Genomic DNA, 18,828 nt, shown 5'->3' with positions numbered 1-18,828 from the left:
CGCCGCGAGGCTCGCAACACCATCGGTCACCGGTGGCGTTGCGAGCCCCGAGCGCGTGTTGCGAACCTCCCCGGAGGCACCATCGGAATGCCTTAGACTGTGCTGCAGGTCACACGAGGGAGTAGCTCGATGCCCGATCGCTCCGCAGCACGCAGCCGGCAGGCACCGACCGCCGACAGTCCCGACCGGATCCGCAACGTTGCCCTGGTGGGGTGCAGCGGCTCCGGGAAAACCACCCTCACCGAATCCCTCGCCGTCGCAGCGGGCGCCGTCGGGCGCGCCGGGCGCGTGGCAGAGGGCACCACGGTGTCCGACTACGAGGGGATCGAGCAGCGCCACCGCAGGTCGGTGCAGCTGTCCGTCGTCCCCCTCGAATGGAACGACATCAAGATCAACCTGATCGACACGCCGGGACACCCCGACTTCGACGCCGAGGTCCGCGCAGCCCTGCACGCGGCCGACGCGGCGATCTTCGTCGTCTCCGCCACCGATCCCATCAGCGCAGCGACCCGCGCGCTCTGGCGCGAATGCGACGACGAGGCGATCCCCCGCGCGATCGTGGTGAACAAACTCGATGTCGCCCGGCACAGCTTCGACGACATGCTCACCGACAGTCACGTCGCCTTCGGATTGGGACCGGACACCCTGAGGGCCATGTTCTATCCCGTCTACGACGGCGACCGCCCGATCGGGTCGATGGGTCTGCTGACGGGCCGCAGCTACGGCGAACCCGGTCCGTGCCCGGTGTCCACCGAAGCGCGCGAGAGCCTCGTGGAGGCCATCTCCGGCCAGGACGACACGCTCATGGAGCGGTTCATCGCAGGCGAGCAACTCGACACGGCCTCCCTGCAGGAAGGACTCACCCGCGAGATCCTGGCGTGCACCCTGCACCCGGCCGTTCCCGCCGACGAGACGGGAATCGGTGCCGTCGAACTGCTCGAATTGATCACCACCGGATTCCCCGCACCGACGCAGCGCGGTCGTGGTGCACCGCCGTGCGATCCGGACGGTCCGCTCGCCGCGCAGGTCGTGCGCGTGGCCGGCGACTCCTATGTCGGGCGGATCAGCCTGGTGCGCGTGTACTCCGGCACGCTGCGACCCGACACGATCGTCGCGCTGGCCGACGGCGACCGCGACAGCCGCGAACGCATTCCCGCCCTGACGAGCCCGTTCGGCAAGCAACAGCGCCCGGTCGGTGAAGCCGTGGCGGGAGACATCGCCTCGGTCGGGAAGCTCGCGACGGCACAACCCGGTGACGTCCTGTACGACCCCGACCATCCGGTCCCGCTCGACCGGTGGCCCACCCCGACTCCCCTGCTGCCCGTCGCGATCGAGGCACACACCCGCACCGACGACGACAAGCTGTCCCAGGCCCTGTCGCGCCTCGCCTCCGAGGATCCCGCGCTGCGCGTCGAGCAGAATCCCGAGACCCATCAGCTCGTGCTGTGGTGCACGGGTGAAGCGCACGCCGAACTGGTCCTCGAACGGTTGCGCACCCGGCACGGTGTCCAGGTCGACACGGTCGAGCATCGGGTGCCGCTCGAGGAGACCTTCGCCGGCCCCGCGAAAGGCCACGGCAGGCTCGTCAAACAATCCGGCGGGCACGGTCAGTACGCGGTCGTCGACGTCGAGGTCGAACCACTGCCGGTGGGCAGCGGGGTGGTGTTCGCCGAGAAGGTGGTGGGCGGTGCGGTTCCGCGCCAGTTCATCCCGTCCGTGGAGAAGGGCGTGTACGCGCAGGCCGAGAAGGGCGTGACGACGGGATATCCGCTCGTCGACGTGCAGGTCACCCTGGTCGACGGCAAGGCCCACTCGGTGGATTCGTCCGACGCGGCCTTCCAGGCCGCCGCCGGGCTGGCCCTGCGGGATGCGGCCTCACACAGCACCGTTCGCGTACTCGAACCGGTCGCCGCCGTGCGGGTGATCGTGCCGGAGGAGCATCTCGGCGCGGTCCTCGGCGATCTGTCGGCCCGGCGCGGACGGGTGCTCGGCACCGAATCCCCCGAGCCGGGTGTCGCCCTGTTGCGCGCGGAGGTTCCCGAGCTCGAACTCGGCCGCTATCCGGTGGAACTGCGGGCCATCACGCAGGGCACCGCCGATTTCGCCCGCCAGTATCTGCGGCACGAACCGATGCCCGAGAATCTCGCGGCCCGATACGGCGAGTCGGACTGACCGCTGCACCGCACGAGCAGCGTGTCAGCATGAACGCCATGAGCGTTCTGCTGTGCTTTCACGCACACCCCGACGACGAGGTGTTCCTCACCGGTGGCGTGATGCGCCGAGCCGCCGACGCCGGGCATCGCGTCGTCCTCGTCGTCGCCACCGACGGTGCCCGCGGCGAATATCCCGACGGGCTGCTCGCGCCCGGCGAATCCCTCGCCGCCCGCCGCACGAAGGAACTCGAGGAATCGGCCCGGGCGCTGGGTGCGGCGCGGGTGGTGCCCTTCGGATACGGCGATTCGGGGATGGCCGGCACCGCCGGCAACCACGACCCGAATGCCTTCACCAACGCCGATCCGAGCAAGGTGGGAGCCAGGCTGGCCGCCGTGATCGAGCAGGAACGCGCCGATGTCGTCACGATCTACGACGCGCACGGCGGCTACGGTCATCCCGATCACGTCCAGGTCCACCGGGCCGGGATCCATGCCGAACGGATCACCGGACACGACGCCGTCTACGAGGCATCGAGCAACCGGGACCACCTGATGCGGCTGCTCTCGGCGCTGCCGGACACCCCCGACGACGTGCGCCCACCGGACCTCGAGACGTTCGGCCTACCGGAATCGGAACTGACCACCGCGGTGGACGTGTCGACGGCGCTGGCCGCCAAACGCGCTGCCATGATCGGCTATGAGTCGCAGATCGGAGACTTCGGGCCGATGCTGAACATGCCCGAGGAACACCTGCGGGCCGCCTTCGGTGTCGAATGGTTCCGGCGCCGCGGTGTTCCGCCCGGGCTGCAGGAGACCGAGCTCCCGCTCTGACCCGAACGATCACGAGGAGAGAAGTGGAACAACGCATCGAGGTCTCGCGCAACATCGCCGCACCACCATCCGCGGTGTGGCGGGTGCTCACCGCGCTGGACGAGGCGCCCACCACCCTGCGTGCGGTGAAGGCCGTGGAACGACTGGACGGCACCGGCTACGAGGTGGGCACACGGTGGCGGGAGACCCGCGTGATGTTCGGGCAGTCGGCGACCGAGGAGATGCAGGTCGCCGAGGCGGATCCGGAGCGGCGCACCGTCGTCGTCGCCGAATCCCGCGGCGCCCGCTACCGGACCGTCTTCGATCTGACCCCCTCGGCGGGCGGCACGGATCTGTCCGTGGAGTTCTCCGGCGAGAGCGGACCCCTCGGCGCCTTCGCTCAGCTTGCGATGACCGTGTTCGCGCCGCTCGCGAAACGCGCGACCCGCAAGGCCCTCGAACAGGACCTCGCCGACATCGCCGCCGCAGCCGAGCGGGCGGGATGAGCTAGGCGGCGGGAACGGTCTCATCGAGCTTGCCGGTGGTGATCGGTGTGAGCAGAACCGTTGCCCGTTTGACCGTTCCGGCGCTCGGGTACCGCTCCCCTGCACCCTACGAACGAAGGACGGACGTCGATGGACAACGCCCCCAAGCACGGTTCGGGCCGCCCAGAGGACAACGACGACCTCACCGGGCAGAAGATCAAGCATCTCGTCGACAAGCTCGAGCAGAAGGTCGAGAAGGAACGCGAGGAGGAGGGTGCGCCCGGCAACGTCGCGGACCGGGTGAGGACGGAGAAGGTCGAGCCCGACGATCAGGCTCCCGAATGAGTCGGCCTCAGGCGTAGATCCGCCCGTAGAGATCGCAGATCTCCTCGGCCGTCGGGATCCTCGGGTTGTTGTTCGGGGATCCCGACGCCAGCGCCTGCTCGGCCATGACCGGGAGCCTCTCGTCCCAGGTCTGCTTGTCGATGCCGTACGACTTCGGTGTCGGCACCTCCACGTCGCGGCACAGTTCCTTCAGCGCGACGACCAGGTCTGCGGCGGCGGTCGCATCCGAGGCGTCCGTCGAGGCCGCGCCGAGCGCGCGGGCGCAGTCGGCATAGCGGGACTCGGCGGCATCCACCGAGAACTCGGTGACCGCCGGGAACAGCATCGCGTTCGACAGTCCGTGCGCAACATGGAAGTGCGCCCCGATCGGACGGCTCATGCCGTGCACGAGCGCGACGCTGGAGTTGGAGAAGGCGATGCCCGCCTGCGTGGCGGCCAGCATCATCCGCTCGCGCGCCTCGGCGTCCTGCCCGTCCGCGTAGACGCGCCGCAGTACCTGTCCGATGGTGTCGATCGCGACGAGCGCGAGGCTGTCGGAGAACGGGTTCGCCTTCCTGCTGACATAGGCCTCGATGGCATGGGTGAGTGCATCCACGCCGGTGTCCGCCGTCAGGCGCGGGGGCATCGTCATGGTGAGCCGATAGTCGACGATCGCAGCGACCGGCAGGAAGGCCTGGCCCGTGCACAGCATCTTCTCGTCGGACTCGCTGTCGCTGATGATCGTGAACTGGGTTGCCTCCGAGCCGCTTCCCGCCGTGGTCGGCACGGCGATCACCGGTAGCGCCGGGCCGATGTTGTCGCGCGGCACCTTGTAGTCGCGCATGTGACCGCCCTTCCGGGCGAGCAGGCCGAGGGCCTTGGCCGTGTCCATCGGGCTTCCTCCACCGAACCCGATCACACAGTCGGCGTCGTGCTCGGCGACCGCTGCGGCACCCGCGTCGAGCGAGGCGGTGGTGGGGTCGGGAACGGTCTCGGCGAAGACTGCCGGCCGCAGTCCGGCGGCCTCGAGCTGCGCGACCATCCGATCCACCGCACCGGTGCCGACCAGGAATTTGTCGGTCACCACCAGGGGCCGGGCGAGTCCGAGTCCGGCGACTACCTCACCGATCTCCTCGACGGCGCGCCCGCCGACGCGCATGATGCGTGGAAGTGCGATGGAAGCCACGTGCGATCCCTCCTCGAGTATCCGTCGGACGGGTCGTGTCTACCGCATCACAACCGCGAGTGGAGACATCCGGCGGATCTCGGGGAGTCTCAGCTCTGGACGACCCGTAGTACATCCCCGCCTGCCCCGGAGCCCTTCCGCGCAGTGAGCAGCCCGAGGCGCTCGAGGTCGTCCGCGCGGTAACCGGGCCATCCGTGCAGCATGCGACGCCACCGTTCCGGCACCGCGGACGCACCCCACCGGGCGCCGAGCAGTCCGCCCGCGATGGCCGCGACCGTGTCGGTGTCGTTGCCTGCGCGCACGGCCAGTTCGAGCGCCTCCGGCAGGTGTCCGGGGCCGTCGGTGCGGGCGTGCGTGATCGCCCACCACGCCGCCTGCAGGGCGTGGACGACCCAGCCGTTGTTGTCGAACACGCGCGGACTCGGCGCGGTCTCCGCCTCGTCCAGCAGCGCCGTCCACCGCTGTGCGGCGGGCTGGGACAGGCAGGACAGGGCGACCCGCACCCCGTCGAAGGTGCCGTGGAGGACGGCGTGACGGATCGCGAACGACCACAGTCGGCATGCCTCGGATGCCTGCTCGTCCGCGTGGGTGAGGCTGCTGATCGCATGCGCCGTGGACAGGCACCGCTCGGCGTCGTCGAGGTAGGCGAGCCCGACGGGTGCGGTGCGCATGAGCGATCCGTTGCCACCGGTGCGTCCGGGGAGGCTGCGGGCGCGCGCCGTCATGGTGACGGCGGTGGGGCCCGCCTCGCGCAGGACGGCACGCGTCTGGTTGCCGATGTCCTTGGGGTTCGTGGCGTACCAGCGGAGGAACTGCGCCGTGACCGCGTCGAGTCCGGCGCTCTCACCGATGTCGACGCCGGTCGCCGAGACCTCGGCGATCGCGAGGGCCATGGAGGTGTCGTCGGTCCACTCACCGGGCGCGAACGGCCCGAGTCCGCCGCCGATCATGTCGATGGGCGTGGTGTCCGTCGGATACGTGAATTCGTATCCGGCCCCGAGTGCGTCGCCTGCTGCGGTGGCGAGCAGGACTCCGGCTGCCCGGTCGTTCTGTGCTGCGGTTGTTTCCATGAACCCCTCTATTCGATCAAGTTTGCGCTAAAGTTAGCGCATCAATGATTGAATGTCCATCATGGGCACACCGACCGACTCGACCGGCAGGTCGCTCACCGACTACCCGCGCCCCTCGGTGGCCGTGGACGTCGCCGTCCTCACCATCGACGAAGTACTGAAGGTTCTGGTCGTCGAACGTCCCGACGGCACCTTCGCCCTGCCGGGCACCTTCCTGCACCCCGGTGAGCGACTCGCCGAGGCCGCCGAACGCGCCCTGCGCGACAAGGCCGGACTCACGGGTGTCGACTTCCACCAGCTGGCCATGCTCGACGATCCCGAGCGCGACGACCGCGGGTGGGTGCTGTCGATGGCCCACGGCGCCGCGGTGCCGGTCGCCGAGATCCCCGCCGAGGCGTATCTCGTGCCGACCACCGAGACCTCCGACCTCGCCTTCGACCATGCCGAGATCGTCGACCTGGCCGTCGCCGACCTGCGACGCAGGTACTCCGCCGAGGTCGACCCCGGCAACTTCCTCGGCGAGCAGTTCACCGTGCTCGACCTGCGGCTGCTGTACGAGACCGTCTATGCCCGCAGCTATCCCAAGGACACCTTCCGCCGGCACCTGCTGCACGGCCTCGAACCCACCGGCGAATTGCACAGGGAGGGCACGGGCCGGCCCGCCGAGATCTACCGCCGGCGCGGCACTCCCCTGCCGTCGTCCACCGCCGCCTTCCTCCTGCAGTGAGAAATCAGGCCGTCGGCCTGCAATGAAGAATCAGGACGCCAGCGCGTGCGCGATCTCCGCGGCGACCGCGACGTTCCCGCGATAGACCGCGACATTCGTCTCGAGCGAGCGCCCCTCGGTGGCCCGGTGCATGTGTTCGAGCAGGAACGGGGTGATCGCCTTGCCGCGTGTCCCGGCCTCGGCTGCGGCGTGTTCGGCCTCGGCGAGCACGCGATCGTGCAGTTCCGGATCGATCTGAGCCTCGGCCGCCACCGGATTCCCGACGAGCACCGCCGCCCGCAGACCCAGCCCGTCCCGCGCCCGCGCCACCGCCGCGGCCTGCTCCGCCGACTCCACCTCGTCGACATCGCAGCCGCTGTCGCGCACATAGAAGCCGGGAAAACGCGTGGTCCGATAGCCGACCACGACCACCCCGAGCGTCTCGAGCCGTTCGAGTGTGGCAGGGATGTCGAGGACGGATTTGACGCCGCCGCTCACCACGAGGATCGGAAGTGTCGCCAGCGCAACGAGATCCGCGCTCTCGTCGAAGGTCGACGAAGCCCCCCGATGCACGCCGCCCAGGCCGCCGGTGGCGAATACGTCGATCCCGGCGCGATGCGCGAGCAGCGCCGTCGCCGACACCGTGGTCCCCCCGTGCAATCCCTTCGCCGCCGCGACCGGCAGGTCGCGGCTACCGAGCTTGACGACCGGGACGTCCTCGGCACCGAGCATGCGGATCTGCTGTTCCGACAAACCGACCGTCGGCGTGCCGTCGACAACCCCGATGGTCGCGGGCAGCACCCCGGAATCGCGCAGACATTTCTCGGCCTCGAGGGCGACCTCGACGTTGCGTGGCCGGGTGAGGCCGTGTGTGAAGATCGTCGATTCGAGCGCCACGACCGGCCGTCCGGCCGCGATCGCTTCGCGCACGTAGTCCGCGACGCGGATCGTTTCGCTCATACGACCGACGATAACGCGGCCTAACCGATCGACGCGGCCGTGCGACGTCCCATCTTCGCGAGGATCCGGGCCGTGCGGTCTGCGTCCTCGGGAACCGGCACCGCCGGAGCACAGACACCGTCCATGTAGAGCGCGTCGCCGAAACTGTCGGCGCCGGCCTCCATCCGGTCGAGTTCGGCGTCCGAGAAGGTCACATCGACCCCCGCGCTGCGTGCGATGTCCCAGCGATGCACGAGCATGTCCCAGAGGTAGAACTGTTCGAAGGTCGCACCCACCGTGGTCGGCCCGAAGTATCCGTCGTATGTCGTCGAGACGAACGAGTCGTCCGCGAGGATCTCGGCGATCCGTGCCGTGTGCGTCCTCCACGCCTCGACAGGACGGTCGGTCTCGGGCCGCTCCCCCATCTCGACGCCGCGTCCGGCGAAGAAGTCCCGCTGCGTGTCGATGACGTGGGCCAGGACGTCGCGCGCCGTCCACCCCTCACACGGCGACTGCGCATCCCAGTCGGTGCCGCGGAGCGACGAGATCACGTCGGTGAGCGGCTTGTCGGCCTCTGCGTGTCGCAGTGCTGTTGTATTCATGACTCGATACTGACGACCGGCGAGCGTGAGGTATTGATGAAACCCGACGGCGGCGACCCCCTCGGCGGTCACGACGACACCGACCGTGTCGGCGGTCGCGACGACATCGAACGTGCCCACCTGAAGGATCCGCACGACGCCTCGCACACCATCCACCGTTATCCCGCCGCTTCCGACCTCACGGATCTGATGCAGCGGTACTGGATTCCCGTGTGGTCGGTGCCGGCCGGGCGGGAGGCACCCCAGCGGGTGCTGCGCTATCCGGTCTGCCAACTGGTGGTTGCGCACGATTACGCGCGCTTCTACGGTGTCGAACACGGACTGTCCACGGTCACCCTCACCGGCGAGGGCTGGGCGGTCGGGTCCATGCTCAGCCCGGCGGCCGGGGCACTGATCACGGGCACCTCGCTCGCGGCGTTCACCGACCGGGCCGTCGACCTCACCGATGTCCTCGGCGATGCCGGCGCGCGTCTGATCACGCGGGTTCGGGAGGCGATGGCACACGGCCCGGACTCTCGCGAGTCGCACCGCGCCGCGACGGAGGCGTTCGACGACGTGCTGCGCGCCCATCTGCCGATCGATGAGGAGGGGCGACTGGTCAACCGGGTGGTGGCGTTCGTCGAGGAGAACTCCGACGTCCTGCGGGTCGAGCAGGTGCGCGCGGAGTTCGGTCTCGGCGAGCGCGCGCTGCAACGCCTCGTCCAGCGACGGATCGGGCTGACCCCGAAGTGGCTGATCCAGCGGCGGCGACTGCAGGAGGCCGCCGGTCGCCTGCGCGAGAAACCCGGTTCGTTGTCGGAGGTCGCCGCGGTCCTCGGTTACGCCGACCAGCCGCATTTCGTACGTGATTTCGCGAGGGTCATGGGCATGACGCCGGGCGCGTTCGCGGCTCGCTACGGCGGTGGATGATCGCCCTTGTCCGACAGGTCCGTCGGATTCGGGCGGGTGTACCACATAGTGGAAGGTCCTGAACCTGCGACGCTTCTCGATCAGGTGAATGTAACGAAGCGCACAGTGAAGACGACCTACCTGTCGAAGCACGAGAAGGAACGAAGGGGTTCACCGTGGGACACGACCGCCTACTTTTCATCGGACGTCCGGATGCGGACGAGGTCGCACACTGGAGCACTCTGCGCGAGCTCGCTCCTCAGCGAGGATGGAAGCCCACCCGGACGTTCGAGCCCGGCGAAGTCGCCTGGGCCGTCGCCGCCGGTAGCGCCTTCGAGCAGTCCGGACCGATCGCCGAGGTGATCCATTCGCTGCAGGAAGCTCATATTCCCTGCACCAGCGCACTCGACGCGATCCGCCACGCGTACTCGGCCTCGCGCCTGTCGGTCTAGTTCATAGGTGGGGGCCGCGTCTCGCCGTCGCGGTGCGACTACTCGGGCCCGTCGCGGTGCGACCACTCGGGCCCGTCGCGGTGCGGCCACCCGCTGTGCGTTCTATCCGAAGGGACTGACGTCGAGCCAGGACGCCAGGAACCCGGAGTCGCCGAAGACCTCCACGTCGGCTGCGCCCACAGCGCGCCGACGATAGAGCACCAACAGCAGTTCCGTCAGCGGGCCGCGTACCGCCACGGCACTCTTCTCGTGGGCATGCCGCCACGCGAAGTCCTCGCCGGACAGGTCCACGACCCATTCCGCCGACGTGTCCGTCGCGTGGAAATGCAGCGTCCGGTCGGGTCCGTGCAACGCGCGGTGCCGTTCGACATCGAGTCGTGGCCAGGTGACGACCGCCAGGTCGAGCCATTCGTCCACGCAGTCCACCGCAAGATCGTGGGCCGGCTCGAAGTCCGCTCCCAGTGCGAGTGCAGCGTCGGCGCGATGCACCACGGTCTCGTGGGCGAAGCGTCGGGCGAAGAACTCCGGGGTCTTCTTGCCACCCGGGATCGGTGTCCACACCCGCATGTTCGGACCGACCTCCCGCAACGCGGCCCCGAATTCGCGCGCTCCTTCCCGTAACCACGGAATCAGCTCGTCCGGATCCTCGTCGACGTAGTCCGCCAACTCCCGCATCGCGCGGTCGGTGCGCGGCATCGACCCTTCACCGCGGACCGCCTCGCTCGCCCAGCGGTGGCCGTAGCCGATGTGTCGGGCGAGCTGACCGAGGTTCCATCCCGGGCACGACGGCACCGGTGTGGTCATGTCCTGCCCGGCCAGTGAGTCCACCAGCAGTTCCGTCTGTTCGACGATCTCTCCGCAGTAACGCGCGTAGTCCAGCATGCCTACCCTTCGTGCTCGGCCCGATACCCGCCCCGATTCTGCACGGTCGGCCGTAGTCTGGGCGCCATGCCGGCCGACGAGAGCGCACTCGAAGCCCTGTTCCCTCCCACCGGTGTCGCTGTGCTCGCGACGATCAAGCGCGACGGGCGACCCCAGTTGTCGAACGTCACCTACCGGTACGAGCCCGCGACCCGCACGTTCTCCGTCTCCATCACCGACGACCGGGCAAAGACCCGGAACGTGCGCCGCGACCCGCGTGTGAGCCTGTTCGTCGACTCCGACGACAAGTGGTCCTACGCCGTCGCGGAGGGCGAGGCCGAGCTGACGCCGGTGGCCGCGGACCCCCACGACGACACCGTCGAGCAGCTCGTCGAGTTGTATCGAGCGGTGCAGGGCGAGCATCCGGACTGGGACGACTTCCGGGCCGCGATGGTCGCCGATCGCAGGTTGCTGCTGCGTGTACGGGTCTCCCGCTTCTACGGCGCCGCCCGCTGATCCGGGCTTTTGTTGTCCTCGAACGATTCTGGTGGTTTCGACGTCGCTGAGCTCGGTCGGGAACACCGAAGTTCGGGATCAGGATTGCTTGCGGAACAGAATCGCGGAAGTCGGACGGCGCGGCGTCGCCGCATCCGGACCCGGTCCCGCGCGTACACCGACCCGGATCATCACTTGCGGCACGCCCTCGATGCGGGCCGTTTCCCGCAGGAACGCACGTGAGGATTCGGATTCCGTCAGGTGCGTGACGGAGCAGGTGGCCAGTCCACGGGCGGTGCACGCGAGGAGCACGGCCGATAGGGCTTCACCGCTCCGCAGCCAGTCGAGCCGCGTGTCCGTCGTGGTCGACAGGAGAAGTATCGCGGCTCGGTCCTCCGTCTCTGCCGACTCGCCGGTCGCGTTGCCGGGAGGGAACTCCCGCTCCGTCGCTACCGTGCGCCGTCCCGGTGGGAGTGCGTCCGGAGGTATTCCGTCCGGGTGCATCCCGTGCCCGGCCCACCAGGAAAGTTCCGTCTGGTAGGCCGCATCGGAGCGACGCTCACCGCCGATGCGACGGGACAACTCTTCCAGTGCAGGTCGCTCGTGTTCGGCGATGGCACTCAGGCGGACACCCGCGGGCTCGACGAGCATCTGCAGAGCGCTCTCGGTCCGAGCCCACTCCTGCGGAGCCCCCATCGGTAACCGCTCGGTACGTCGGCGGCCGATCGCCTCTGCCATCCGGAGGTCGGTGTCGGTCACCGCGTCAAGTCGGCGGAAGCGCAGCGTCGCGAGACAACGACGATTCGTCGCGTCCGGCATCCGTTCGACCACCGTGGCCCAGTGCCGGGCGGTGAGCGCCACCCGCAGATGGTGCAGCACTGCTCCACAGGACAACACCATCTGACGACCGGACGGATCGGTGGCCGGAAGGATGCGATCACTGTCGCTGAACAGCGCAAGCTCGTCCGCGTCCAGAGTCCACCGCCACGGCTGGCTGTTGTGAAGCGACGGCGCGCGACTCGCGAGCGCAACTGCCGACTCGAGAGTCCGACGGTCCGGCATCGTCTCCACTGCTGCCTCCGGGTTCCGAAAACGTCACCTTCCAGTGTCACGTACAGCCGTCGGATTTCGACGAGATTCTCGCGGGACGACCGTAAGCTGAACGGGTGTACTCGTACAAGGTGATCGAGATCCGCGAGGGCATGCTCGGCGGGAAGATGTCCGGCGGCAAGCTCGAGAAGATCCTCAACGATCATGCCCGAGATGGGTGGCGCCTGAAGGCGATCACCTCCGCCGACATCAAGGGACGGATCGGTCCCGGTGGCGTCGAGGGAATGCTCGTGACGTTCGAACGCGAAGAATAGAAGTCATGTCGCAGCGGATGCCGGTGCCCACCGGTAGCGGCAGTAGCTCCTGTCGGCCGTTGCCGGCGACCTGAGCCGAAGGACGGACAGGTGTCGTCGCAGCCGGAGGTCCGCTCGGGTTCGACACTGGTACTCGCAGTGCTGGCGTCGGGCCAGTTCCTGATGACGCTCGACAGCTCGGTGATGAACGTGTCGATGGCGACCGTCGCGCAGGACGTCGGCACCACGATCACCGGCATCCAGACCGCGATCACCCTCTACACCCTGGTGATGGCATCCTTGATGATCACCGGCGGGAAGGTCGGCACGATCCTCGGTCGACGTCGCGCGTTCGGTGTCGGACTGGTCATCTACGGCATCGGCTCGTTCACCACCGGACTCGCCCCGAACCTCGCGGTCCTACTGGTGGGCTGGTCGTTGCTCGAAGGCATCGGCGCGGCCCTGATAATGCCGGCGATCGTCTCGCTCGTCGCGGCCAACTTCGATCCCGAGCGACGTGCCGCAGCGTACGGTCTGGTGGCGGCGGCCGGTGCGTCGGCAGTGGCCGTGGGGCCGTTGCTGGGCGGGGCCGTCACGACGTTCGCGTCGTGGCGCTACGTCTTCTTCGGTGAGGTCGTCCTGGTAGTGCTGATCCTGCTGGTGCTGCGCCGCATCGAGGACGTTCCCCCTCACCGCGTCCACCTCGACCTCGTGGGATCCGCACTGTCTGTGCTCGGTCTGGGATCCGTCGTCTACGGCGTCCTGCGCTCGAGCGAGTGGGGCTGGGTACGGGCCGAGCCGGGCGCACCCGCCGTACTGGGCCTGTCCCCGGTCATCTGGCTTCTCGTCGCGGGCTCGCTGGTGCTCTATGCATTCGTGCGATGGCAGAACGCTCTCATGAGCAAGGGCCGCGACCCGCTGGTCGATCCGGGGCTGTTCGCCAACCGACAGCTCGTCGGTGGTCTGACGATGTTCTTCGCACAGTTCGCGGTGCAGGCCGGAGTCTTCTTCTCCGTCCCTCTCTTCCTGTCGGTCGTACTCGAACTCAGCGCAGTCCAGACAGGTGTGCGGATCCTGCCGTTGTCGATCGCGCTGGTGCTGGCCGCAACGGTGATCCCGAAAGTGCGACCCCACGCCGATCCCCGACGCGTGGTGCGTATGGGTCTGGGTTCGATGATCCTGGGGATCCTGATCCTCGTTGCCGGTATGGACCCGGGTGCCGATGCGGCCGTGGTGTCGATACCGATGTTGTTGATGGGTCTCGGCCTGGGAGCGTTGGCGTCCCAGCTCGGCGCGATCACGGTCTCGTCGGTACCGGATTCCCAGAGCGCCGAAGTCGGCGGTGTGCAGAACACCGCAACGAATCTCGGGGCGTCGCTGGGCACCGCACTGATCGGATCGATCCTGATCGCCACCCTCACCACATCGGTCGTTGCCGGAATCGAGGACAACTCCGACATCCCGCCGTCGGTGCAGCAGCAGGCGACGACCGAGCTGGCCTCCGGTGTGCCGTTCCTGTCCACGACCCAGTTGCGGGCCGGGCTCGACGAGGCGGGTGTCGACCCGTCCACAACGGAAGCACTCGTCGCGGTCAACGCCGACGCTCGACTCGAAGGGCTACGCGCCGCGTTCGCTGTGACAGCGCTCCTCGCGATCACGGCGCTGTTCGGAACCGGACGGCTGCCGCGACGATCGGTCGGAACACCACCGCCCTAGAGAACTTCGGTGGTTCCACCCGCGCTGAGCGGGGGTGGAACCACCGAAATCGATCGTATGCAGGTCAGGACGCGAGCAGTCGACGGAACGAACTGCGGTGGAACACGATGGGTTCGACATCGGCGTCGGTGAGCAGTTCGTTGATGCGCAGTACGACGATCGCGTGGTCGCCCGCCGGAACCTCCTGCTGCACAGTCACGTCCATGCGCACGCTCGTGCCCGAGACGAACAGCGCGCCGCCTTCGCGGCTCTCGATGTCGATCCCGGCGAAGCGATCGCCGTTCTTCGCGGCGAGCACCCGCGCGGCACCGTCGTGCTCCTCGCTCAGCACGCTGATGCCGAGATGCGGGAGCGACGCCAGACGCGGCCATGTGGTCGAGGTGTTCTGTACGCAGAACGAGACGAGCGGCGGATCGAGCGACACCGGCACGAAAGTGCTCGCCGCCATCCCGATCCGCTCTCCGTCCATCTCCGCGCAGATCGCGACGACGCCCGAGGGGACGTGCGCGAATGCCTGGCGCAGAGACGGTCCGTCGAGAGTGGTCATGAGGCGGCCTCGTTTCGAAGTGCGGCGGACAGCACCGACGACCAGCGTTCGGCGTAGTCCGCAATACGGATCTCGGTTGTGTAGGTCGAATCGTGAAGATACAGGCCGGGGGCCGGGCATAGCGCCCCAGTTCTACCACCGAGTGTGATCACATCCACAACGTGATCGGGCTCTCGTCCGGTGAGGGCCGTGGCGAGGCGGGCTCCGGCGTCGAGGGTGCGGGACGCGAGCTTCGGGTTGCCCGCGACGACAACGATCGTCACTGGAGATCACCTTCCGGATCGGCCCTCGGGGTGGAGAGCGACATTCGCCGCCATCCTTCTCGCCGATCGAGCAGACCGGAACTGTTTCGATCCGTACGAGCGGAAACCTCGACGACCCCTCGGTAGGGTCGGGTGGATGAGTGTCGCGGATTCACAGTCAGCCCCCACGGACGGTCTCGCAGGATGGGCGCTCGAGTTGATGGATCGCCTCGGCGGTGTCGGCGCCGGCATCGCGATCGCTCTCGAGAACTTCTTTCCGCCGCTTCCCAGCGAGGTCATCCTGCCGCTCGCCGGGTTCGCCGCGAGCCTGGGCAGTTTCACCCTGTTCGGTGCGCTGTTCTGGACGACCCTCGGTTCCGTGGTCGGCGCTCTCGGTCTCTATTCGATCGGCCGTTGGGTGGGTGAGGACAGGATTCGCGCGGTCATGCGGAAGCTTCCACTCGTCGATGTCGAGGACCTCGACCGTTCGACCGCCTGGTTCCAGCGGCACGGACGCAAGGCCGTCTTCTTCGGCCGGATGGTGCCCGTCTTCCGGAGCCTCATCTCCATCCCCGCCGGTGTCACACGGATGCCGATCTGGCAGTTCCTCGCGTTCACCACCGCGGGCAGCCTCATCTGGAACTCGATCTTCGTGCTGGCCGGTTATCAGCTCGGCGAGAACTGGAGCGCCGTCGAACCGTACGCCTCGGCGCTGCAGTACGTCGTGATCGCCGTCGTCGTGGCGGTGATCGGCTACGGGATCGTCCGGCGCATCCGCTCGCGTTCGAAGGACACCGCTTCGCACAACCGCAACTGACGGGTCAACCCCACACGGTGATCGCCGTGCACGCGCCTGCCACGACCAGCACCGTCAGGACGTCCCCGAGCCGCAGTCGCAGCGGCCGGCGGGTCGCCGATCGAGGACCCCGGCGGGTCGCCGATCGTGGTCCCCGTACCGCCAGCGCGTCGCCGAGATCGCGGACCTGGCGCATGGATACCGACACCACCGCGCCGACGGAGTCGGCCACCTCCTGCCACCATCCCGCCGGAGTGCGGATGCCGGGCCGGCCGCGGACCTTGCGCGCGGCGAACAGCACCCGCATCTCGGCGCGAACGGTCGGCAGCATCCGCAGCGCCAGCGCGCACACCGTCACCCATTCGTCGACGGGTAGCCGTAACAGTCGCAGCGGGGCGAACAACACGGGCAGGGCGTCGACGAGGTCGGACAGTCGCGTCGTCCACCCGACCAGCGACGCAAGGACCAGCAAACCCACGCCGAGCAGCATCGTCCGGACGTAGGCGGTGAGCCCGCCACCCGCTGCGTTGAGGACCAGGCCGACGGCGAGGACCGCGAACACCCACCACGGAATCGTCGGGACCACCCCGCGCGGGATCCGTGCGACGAGCACACCCACGACCAGCACGCTGAGCAGGATGCCGAGTCCGGTCCAGCTCGGAGCGAAGCTCGCCGCCACCGACAGCGCCGCTGCCGACAGGACCTTCGTGCCGGCCCACACCCGGTGCAGGGGTGTCTCCCGAGGCACGGGCCGCAGCAGGATGATCGGGCGCCGCTGGCGTGTGCGCGTGCGTGTGCGTGTGCGACTCATGCGATCACCGCTCCCGTCTGCTCCACGATGCGTCCGTCCTCGAGTACCACGGTGCGTGAACACACCTCTTCCATTCCGTGCAGGTCGTGGGAGATGACGACGACGGTGACGTGCTCGACCGCGCGTAGATGGGCGAGGATCGACACGACCTCGCGGCGGCCCTGCAGGTCCAGTCCGGCCAGCGGTTCGTCGAGCACGAGCACCCGCGGGGTGCGGGCGAGTTGGGCGGCGATCGCGACCCGCCGCATCTCGCCTCCGCTGAGCCGGTCGATCGGCCGGTCGATCAGTTCGGGACGCAGACCCACCCGGTGCAGGACGGCGGCGACGTAGCCGCGGTCGGTGTGCGGAAGCCCGGCCACCTCGGAGATCTCCTGGGCCACGGTCGGTCGTTGCAATTGCAGCCGTGCCTGCTGGAAGACCATGCCCACTTCTCCGTGCAGATCGGCCGTCGGGGTGTCGTGCAGCACGGCCGTTCCGCGCGTGGGGCGCATCAGTCCGGCGACGATCCACGCGAGCGTGGACTTGCCCGAACCGTTCTCCCCGACCACCAGTACCCCTTCACCGCGGCAGATCGTCAGCGACACGTCGCGCAGCGCGGTGTGCGCCCACGGTGTGCCGGCCGCGTAGATGTGCGTGACGTCGCGCAGTTCGAGGATCGGCTGCGGGAAGGACGGGACGGTAGCAGGCACCGGCGCCGGGGGTGGCGGCGCCGCGACCCGCGGGACGATCCGGCCGTCGTCGATGTGCACGATCCGGTCGGCGGCGCGAGCCTCGTCGTCGAGGTGGGTGACGAGCACGACCGCGGTGCCCTCCCGCGCGACGTCGGCGAGCAGGCGGATCAGGTCCGCGCGGCTGTCGGCGTCGACCATCGCGGTGATCTCGTCGGCGATGAGCAGTGCGGGTCGCCGGGCGAGTGCGCCCGCCAGTGCCAGTCGCTGCAGTTGCCCGCCGGACAGATCCTCCGTGGCGCGATCCTCCATTCCGACCAGGCCGACGCGGGCGAGCAGATCGTCGACGTCGACGTCGTCGATCCCCCACCGCAGATCCTCGGCGACCGTGCGACCGAGCACCTGACTCTCGGGATGCTGCAGGATCATCGCGGTGCCACCGGGTCGTCCCGGACCGACGGACCCGGGCCGGTCGATCAGGCCGACGGTCGGCTCGAGTCCCGCGAGCAGCCGCACGAGCGTCGACTTGCCCGAGCCGTTGCCGCCGACGATCGCGACGAACTCTCCCGGCCCGATCGTGAGGTCGATGTCCGAGAGGGCGTCGCGGTCGGTTCCCGGATACCGGTAACCGACGAGCCGCAGTGCGACGGGAAGCGGAGCCGGGTCGGCGGTCGGGTCCTGCTCGGGCCAGTCGACCGACCGGGTCGCCCACGTGCTGCGCAGGGCGACCACGCGGAAGATCCCGAAGCACAGCAGTGCGGTGCCCACGGTCCCGACCAGCACCGCACCGCCGATCCACACCCACCACAGCCGCACCATGATCTCGAGGGTCCGTTCCCAGGTGTCGACGAACTGCTGCCCCGCACCGGCCACCTCGAACGCCCGGAGCGTGCCGCGCATGGATGCTTCGAGCGCCTCGAGCAGCAGCACCCGGGTCCGGTCGAACAACAGCAGCAGACCGCAGGCGGCGGCCGCGAGCAGCAGCCCGGCCGGGACGGATCCGGCCAGCACCACGAACACCGCCGCGTGACCCCACCGCCTGTGCGCGAACCCGACGAGCGTTCCGATCCCGGAGAGGACGACGACCGCGGCGACGGCGAACGGCCCACCGGCCACGAGCGCAACGACCCCGGCGGCGACCGTCGCAGCGACGATCGCGCGCAGGCGGCCGGTGGCGGCGAGGAAGGCGACGGGGAGCGCGACGAGCACCTGGGCGACTCCGACGGGTATCAGTCCCGCGACGACCGACAGCACAGCCGTCAACGTCCCGAAGACCGCCGCTGCGGCGGCCTCCGGTGGTCGTAGAGGTCCCCGTGTCCTGGTCACCGATCGCACCGGGTCCAGTCTGCCAGTCGCTAGTGCGACCGCACGTTCCCGCGTCGGGGATCTTGCGCACGGCGACCCGCAGTGGCATCCCCGATCCCACCCCGTGCTCGCGCGCCTCGTAGGAGGCGGTGGAGACCACTCCGCGCGCGGTGGGATCGCCGCGACCGCCGACCACCACCGGCCGGCCCGCCAATTCCGGATTGCGCAGAACCTCGACCGCGGCGATGAACTGGTCGAGGTCGACGTGAAGGACCCGCTGGTCGATGCCGGGCGTGCCCATGCCGACAACCGTAGGACGCGCGGCACTGGTGCGGGCCCGGATTCCGGGTGAGCGGTGCGGATCGACCGAACAGTCCTTGCCTCGAGCATTCGCTACCGCTCTTGCCGTCCGCTATGGCAATTCGCTGG

Annotated in this window: 21 protein-coding genes and 1 pseudogene; 11 read left to right on the top strand and 11 right to left on the bottom strand. The window is 68.8% G+C overall.

Going from position 1 to position 18,828, the window contains the following annotated elements; all coding sequences use genetic code 11:
* Window positions 1-129 precede the first annotated feature (129 nt).
* The 4 genes from KXC42_RS07505 to KXC42_RS07490 all read left to right on the top strand — a co-directional run bounded on the left by KXC42_RS07505 (window position 130) and on the right by KXC42_RS07490 (window position 3,793).
* Window positions 130-2,172, top strand: a complete 2,043-nt coding sequence (locus KXC42_RS07505) for an elongation factor G-like protein EF-G2 (RefSeq protein ID WP_033098013.1) — start codon at window positions 130-132, stop codon at window positions 2,170-2,172.
* Window positions 2,173-2,210: 38 nt separating this feature from the next.
* Window positions 2,211-2,984, top strand: a complete 774-nt coding sequence (locus tag KXC42_RS07500; protein ID WP_039587793.1) for a PIG-L deacetylase family protein — start codon at window positions 2,211-2,213, stop codon at window positions 2,982-2,984.
* 23 nt (window positions 2,985-3,007) lie between these two features.
* The gene (locus KXC42_RS07495; RefSeq protein ID WP_039587779.1) at window positions 3,008-3,469 is read left to right on the top strand and encodes an SRPBCC family protein; all 462 of its coding nucleotides are present in this window, start codon (window positions 3,008-3,010) and stop codon (window positions 3,467-3,469) included.
* Between the two features lie 129 nt (window positions 3,470-3,598).
* A complete protein-coding gene (locus tag KXC42_RS07490) occupies window positions 3,599-3,793 on the top strand; it encodes a hypothetical protein (protein WP_006552878.1) in 195 nt (64 codons plus the stop codon).
* A 7-nt stretch (window positions 3,794-3,800) separates the two neighbouring features.
* Here KXC42_RS07490 and KXC42_RS07485 read toward each other — a convergent pair whose 3' ends face one another.
* Both KXC42_RS07485 and KXC42_RS07480 read right to left on the bottom strand, forming a co-directional pair.
* Window positions 3,801-4,931 (bottom strand): iron-containing alcohol dehydrogenase, encoded by a 1,131-nt coding sequence (locus tag KXC42_RS07485; protein ID WP_219130447.1) that lies wholly within the window; start codon window positions 4,929-4,931, stop codon window positions 3,801-3,803.
* A 116-nt stretch (window positions 4,932-5,047) separates the two neighbouring features.
* Window positions 5,048-6,028: an ADP-ribosylglycohydrolase family protein gene (locus KXC42_RS07480; RefSeq protein WP_219130116.1), complete on the bottom strand. Its 981-nt coding sequence runs from the start codon at window positions 6,026-6,028 to the stop codon at window positions 5,048-5,050.
* Window positions 6,029-6,089: 61 nt separating this feature from the next.
* On the opposite strand from KXC42_RS07480, the gene KXC42_RS07475 reads away from it, so the two are divergent.
* Window positions 6,090-6,755: an NUDIX domain-containing protein gene (locus tag KXC42_RS07475; protein WP_024103645.1), complete on the top strand. Its 666-nt coding sequence runs from the start codon at window positions 6,090-6,092 to the stop codon at window positions 6,753-6,755.
* A 30-nt stretch (window positions 6,756-6,785) separates the two neighbouring features.
* On the opposite strand, the gene KXC42_RS07470 is transcribed toward KXC42_RS07475, so the two are convergent.
* Both KXC42_RS07470 and KXC42_RS07465 read right to left on the bottom strand, forming a co-directional pair.
* The gene (locus KXC42_RS07470) at window positions 6,786-7,694 is read right to left on the bottom strand and encodes a pseudouridine-5'-phosphate glycosidase (RefSeq protein WP_094980692.1); all 909 of its coding nucleotides are present in this window, start codon (window positions 7,692-7,694) and stop codon (window positions 6,786-6,788) included.
* 20 nt (window positions 7,695-7,714) lie between these two features.
* Entirely contained in the window at window positions 7,715-8,275 is a 561-nt protein-coding gene (locus KXC42_RS07465) for a TIGR03086 family metal-binding protein (protein WP_033098055.1), read from the bottom strand.
* A gap of 36 nt (window positions 8,276-8,311) precedes the next feature.
* Here KXC42_RS07465 and KXC42_RS07460 point away from each other — a divergent pair, with 36 nt between their 5' ends.
* Together KXC42_RS07460 and KXC42_RS07455 are read left to right on the top strand one after the other, a co-directional pair.
* Window positions 8,312-9,184, top strand: coding sequence for an AraC family transcriptional regulator (locus tag KXC42_RS07460; protein ID WP_006552873.1), 873 nt, complete (start codon window positions 8,312-8,314; stop codon window positions 9,182-9,184).
* 155 nt (window positions 9,185-9,339) lie between these two features.
* The gene (locus KXC42_RS07455; RefSeq protein ID WP_006552872.1) at window positions 9,340-9,615 is read left to right on the top strand and encodes a hypothetical protein; all 276 of its coding nucleotides are present in this window, start codon (window positions 9,340-9,342) and stop codon (window positions 9,613-9,615) included.
* 102 nt (window positions 9,616-9,717) lie between these two features.
* Here KXC42_RS07455 and KXC42_RS07450 read toward each other — a convergent pair whose 3' ends face one another.
* Window positions 9,718-10,497 (bottom strand): maleylpyruvate isomerase family mycothiol-dependent enzyme, encoded by a 780-nt coding sequence (locus tag KXC42_RS07450; protein WP_094980693.1) that lies wholly within the window; start codon window positions 10,495-10,497, stop codon window positions 9,718-9,720.
* 57 nt (window positions 10,498-10,554) lie between these two features.
* Here KXC42_RS07450 and KXC42_RS07445 point away from each other — a divergent pair, with 57 nt between their 5' ends.
* Window positions 10,555-10,992 (top strand): PPOX class F420-dependent oxidoreductase, encoded by a 438-nt coding sequence (locus tag KXC42_RS07445; protein WP_371746955.1) that lies wholly within the window; start codon window positions 10,555-10,557, stop codon window positions 10,990-10,992.
* Window positions 10,993-11,070: 78 nt separating this feature from the next.
* On the opposite strand, the gene KXC42_RS07440 is transcribed toward KXC42_RS07445, so the two are convergent.
* Window positions 11,071-12,033 (bottom strand): nitroreductase family protein, encoded by a 963-nt coding sequence (locus KXC42_RS07440; RefSeq protein ID WP_257606056.1) that lies wholly within the window; start codon window positions 12,031-12,033, stop codon window positions 11,071-11,073.
* Between the two features lie 104 nt (window positions 12,034-12,137).
* Between KXC42_RS07440 and KXC42_RS07435 the strand changes: the two genes are divergently transcribed.
* A complete protein-coding gene (locus tag KXC42_RS07435; protein WP_006552868.1) occupies window positions 12,138-12,335 on the top strand; it encodes a DUF4177 domain-containing protein in 198 nt (65 codons plus the stop codon).
* A gap of 90 nt (window positions 12,336-12,425) precedes the next feature.
* Entirely contained in the window at window positions 12,426-14,030 is a 1,605-nt protein-coding gene (locus KXC42_RS07430; RefSeq protein WP_219130114.1) for an MFS transporter, read from the top strand.
* Window positions 14,031-14,094: 64 nt separating this feature from the next.
* On the opposite strand, the gene KXC42_RS07425 is transcribed toward KXC42_RS07430, so the two are convergent.
* On the bottom strand, window positions 14,095-14,577 hold the full coding sequence (locus tag KXC42_RS07425) for a flavin reductase family protein (RefSeq protein ID WP_006552866.1): 483 nt from the start codon (window positions 14,575-14,577) through the stop codon (window positions 14,095-14,097).
* Complete coding sequence (locus tag KXC42_RS07420) at window positions 14,574-14,840, bottom strand: hypothetical protein (RefSeq protein ID WP_019288904.1); 267 nt, start codon at window positions 14,838-14,840, stop codon at window positions 14,574-14,576. Before KXC42_RS07420 ends, KXC42_RS07425 begins: the two co-directional genes overlap by 4 nt.
* A 136-nt stretch (window positions 14,841-14,976) precedes the next feature.
* Here KXC42_RS07420 and KXC42_RS07415 point away from each other — a divergent pair, with 136 nt between their 5' ends.
* Window positions 14,977-15,636 carry a DedA family protein gene (locus KXC42_RS07415; RefSeq protein WP_033098021.1) on the top strand — a complete coding sequence of 220 codons (660 nt, stop codon included), beginning with the start codon at window positions 14,977-14,979 and terminating at the stop codon, window positions 15,634-15,636.
* Window positions 15,637-15,640: 4 nt separating this feature from the next.
* Here the strand turns inward: KXC42_RS07415 and KXC42_RS07410 are convergent, their stop codons facing one another.
* From KXC42_RS07410 to KXC42_RS07400, 3 genes and pseudogenes are all read right to left on the bottom strand, one after another.
* Window positions 15,641-16,426, bottom strand: a complete 786-nt coding sequence (locus KXC42_RS07410) for an energy-coupling factor transporter transmembrane protein EcfT (protein WP_019288902.1) — start codon at window positions 16,424-16,426, stop codon at window positions 15,641-15,643.
* Entirely contained in the window at window positions 16,423-18,420 is a 1,998-nt protein-coding gene (locus KXC42_RS07405) for an ABC transporter ATP-binding protein (protein ID WP_219130113.1), read from the bottom strand. The genes KXC42_RS07410 and KXC42_RS07405 overlap by 4 nt, the downstream gene beginning before the upstream one ends.
* A gap of 49 nt (window positions 18,421-18,469) precedes the next feature.
* Window positions 18,470-18,700, bottom strand: a pseudogene (locus tag KXC42_RS07400) (DNA polymerase IV); the annotation flags it as partial.
* Window positions 18,701-18,828 lie beyond the last annotated feature (128 nt).

Origin of the sequence: Rhodococcus sp. LW-XY12 (assembly GCF_019317345.1) — a bacterium.
Taxonomy (GTDB): Bacteria; Actinomycetota; Actinomycetes; order Mycobacteriales; family Mycobacteriaceae; genus Rhodococcus; species Rhodococcus pyridinivorans.
This window is presented reverse-complemented; position numbering and strand designations above follow the sequence as displayed.

Coding starts and splice junctions, on each gene's coding strand:
- KXC42_RS07465 (WP_033098055.1), bottom strand. CDS start 8,275: ATGAATACAACAGCACTGCGACACGCAGAGGCCGACAAGCCGCTCACC.
- KXC42_RS07440 (WP_257606056.1), bottom strand. CDS start 12,033: ATGCCGGACCGTCGGACTCTCGAGTCGGCAGTTGCGCTCGCGAGTCGC.
- KXC42_RS07410 (WP_019288902.1), bottom strand. CDS start 16,426: ATGAGTCGCACACGCACACGCACGCGCACACGCCAGCGGCGCCCGATC.
- KXC42_RS07485 (WP_219130447.1), bottom strand. CDS start 4,931: ATGCGCGTCGGCGGGCGCGCCGTCGAGGAGATCGGTGAGGTAGTCGCC.
- KXC42_RS07415 (WP_033098021.1), top strand. CDS start 14,977: ATGAGTGTCGCGGATTCACAGTCAGCCCCCACGGACGGTCTCGCAGGA.
- KXC42_RS07450 (WP_094980693.1), bottom strand. CDS start 10,497: ATGCTGGACTACGCGCGTTACTGCGGAGAGATCGTCGAACAGACGGAA.
- KXC42_RS07480 (WP_219130116.1), bottom strand. CDS start 6,028: ATGGAAACAACCGCAGCACAGAACGACCGGGCAGCCGGAGTCCTGCTC.
- KXC42_RS07490 (WP_006552878.1), top strand. CDS start 3,599: ATGGACAACGCCCCCAAGCACGGTTCGGGCCGCCCAGAGGACAACGAC.
- KXC42_RS07475 (WP_024103645.1), top strand. CDS start 6,090: ATGGGCACACCGACCGACTCGACCGGCAGGTCGCTCACCGACTACCCG.
- KXC42_RS07470 (WP_094980692.1), bottom strand. CDS start 7,694: ATGAGCGAAACGATCCGCGTCGCGGACTACGTGCGCGAAGCGATCGCG.
- KXC42_RS07425 (WP_006552866.1), bottom strand. CDS start 14,577: ATGACCACTCTCGACGGACCGTCTCTGCGCCAGGCATTCGCGCACGTC.
- KXC42_RS07500 (WP_039587793.1), top strand. CDS start 2,211: ATGAGCGTTCTGCTGTGCTTTCACGCACACCCCGACGACGAGGTGTTC.
- KXC42_RS07460 (WP_006552873.1), top strand. CDS start 8,312: ATGAAACCCGACGGCGGCGACCCCCTCGGCGGTCACGACGACACCGAC.
- KXC42_RS07505 (WP_033098013.1), top strand. CDS start 130: ATGCCCGATCGCTCCGCAGCACGCAGCCGGCAGGCACCGACCGCCGAC.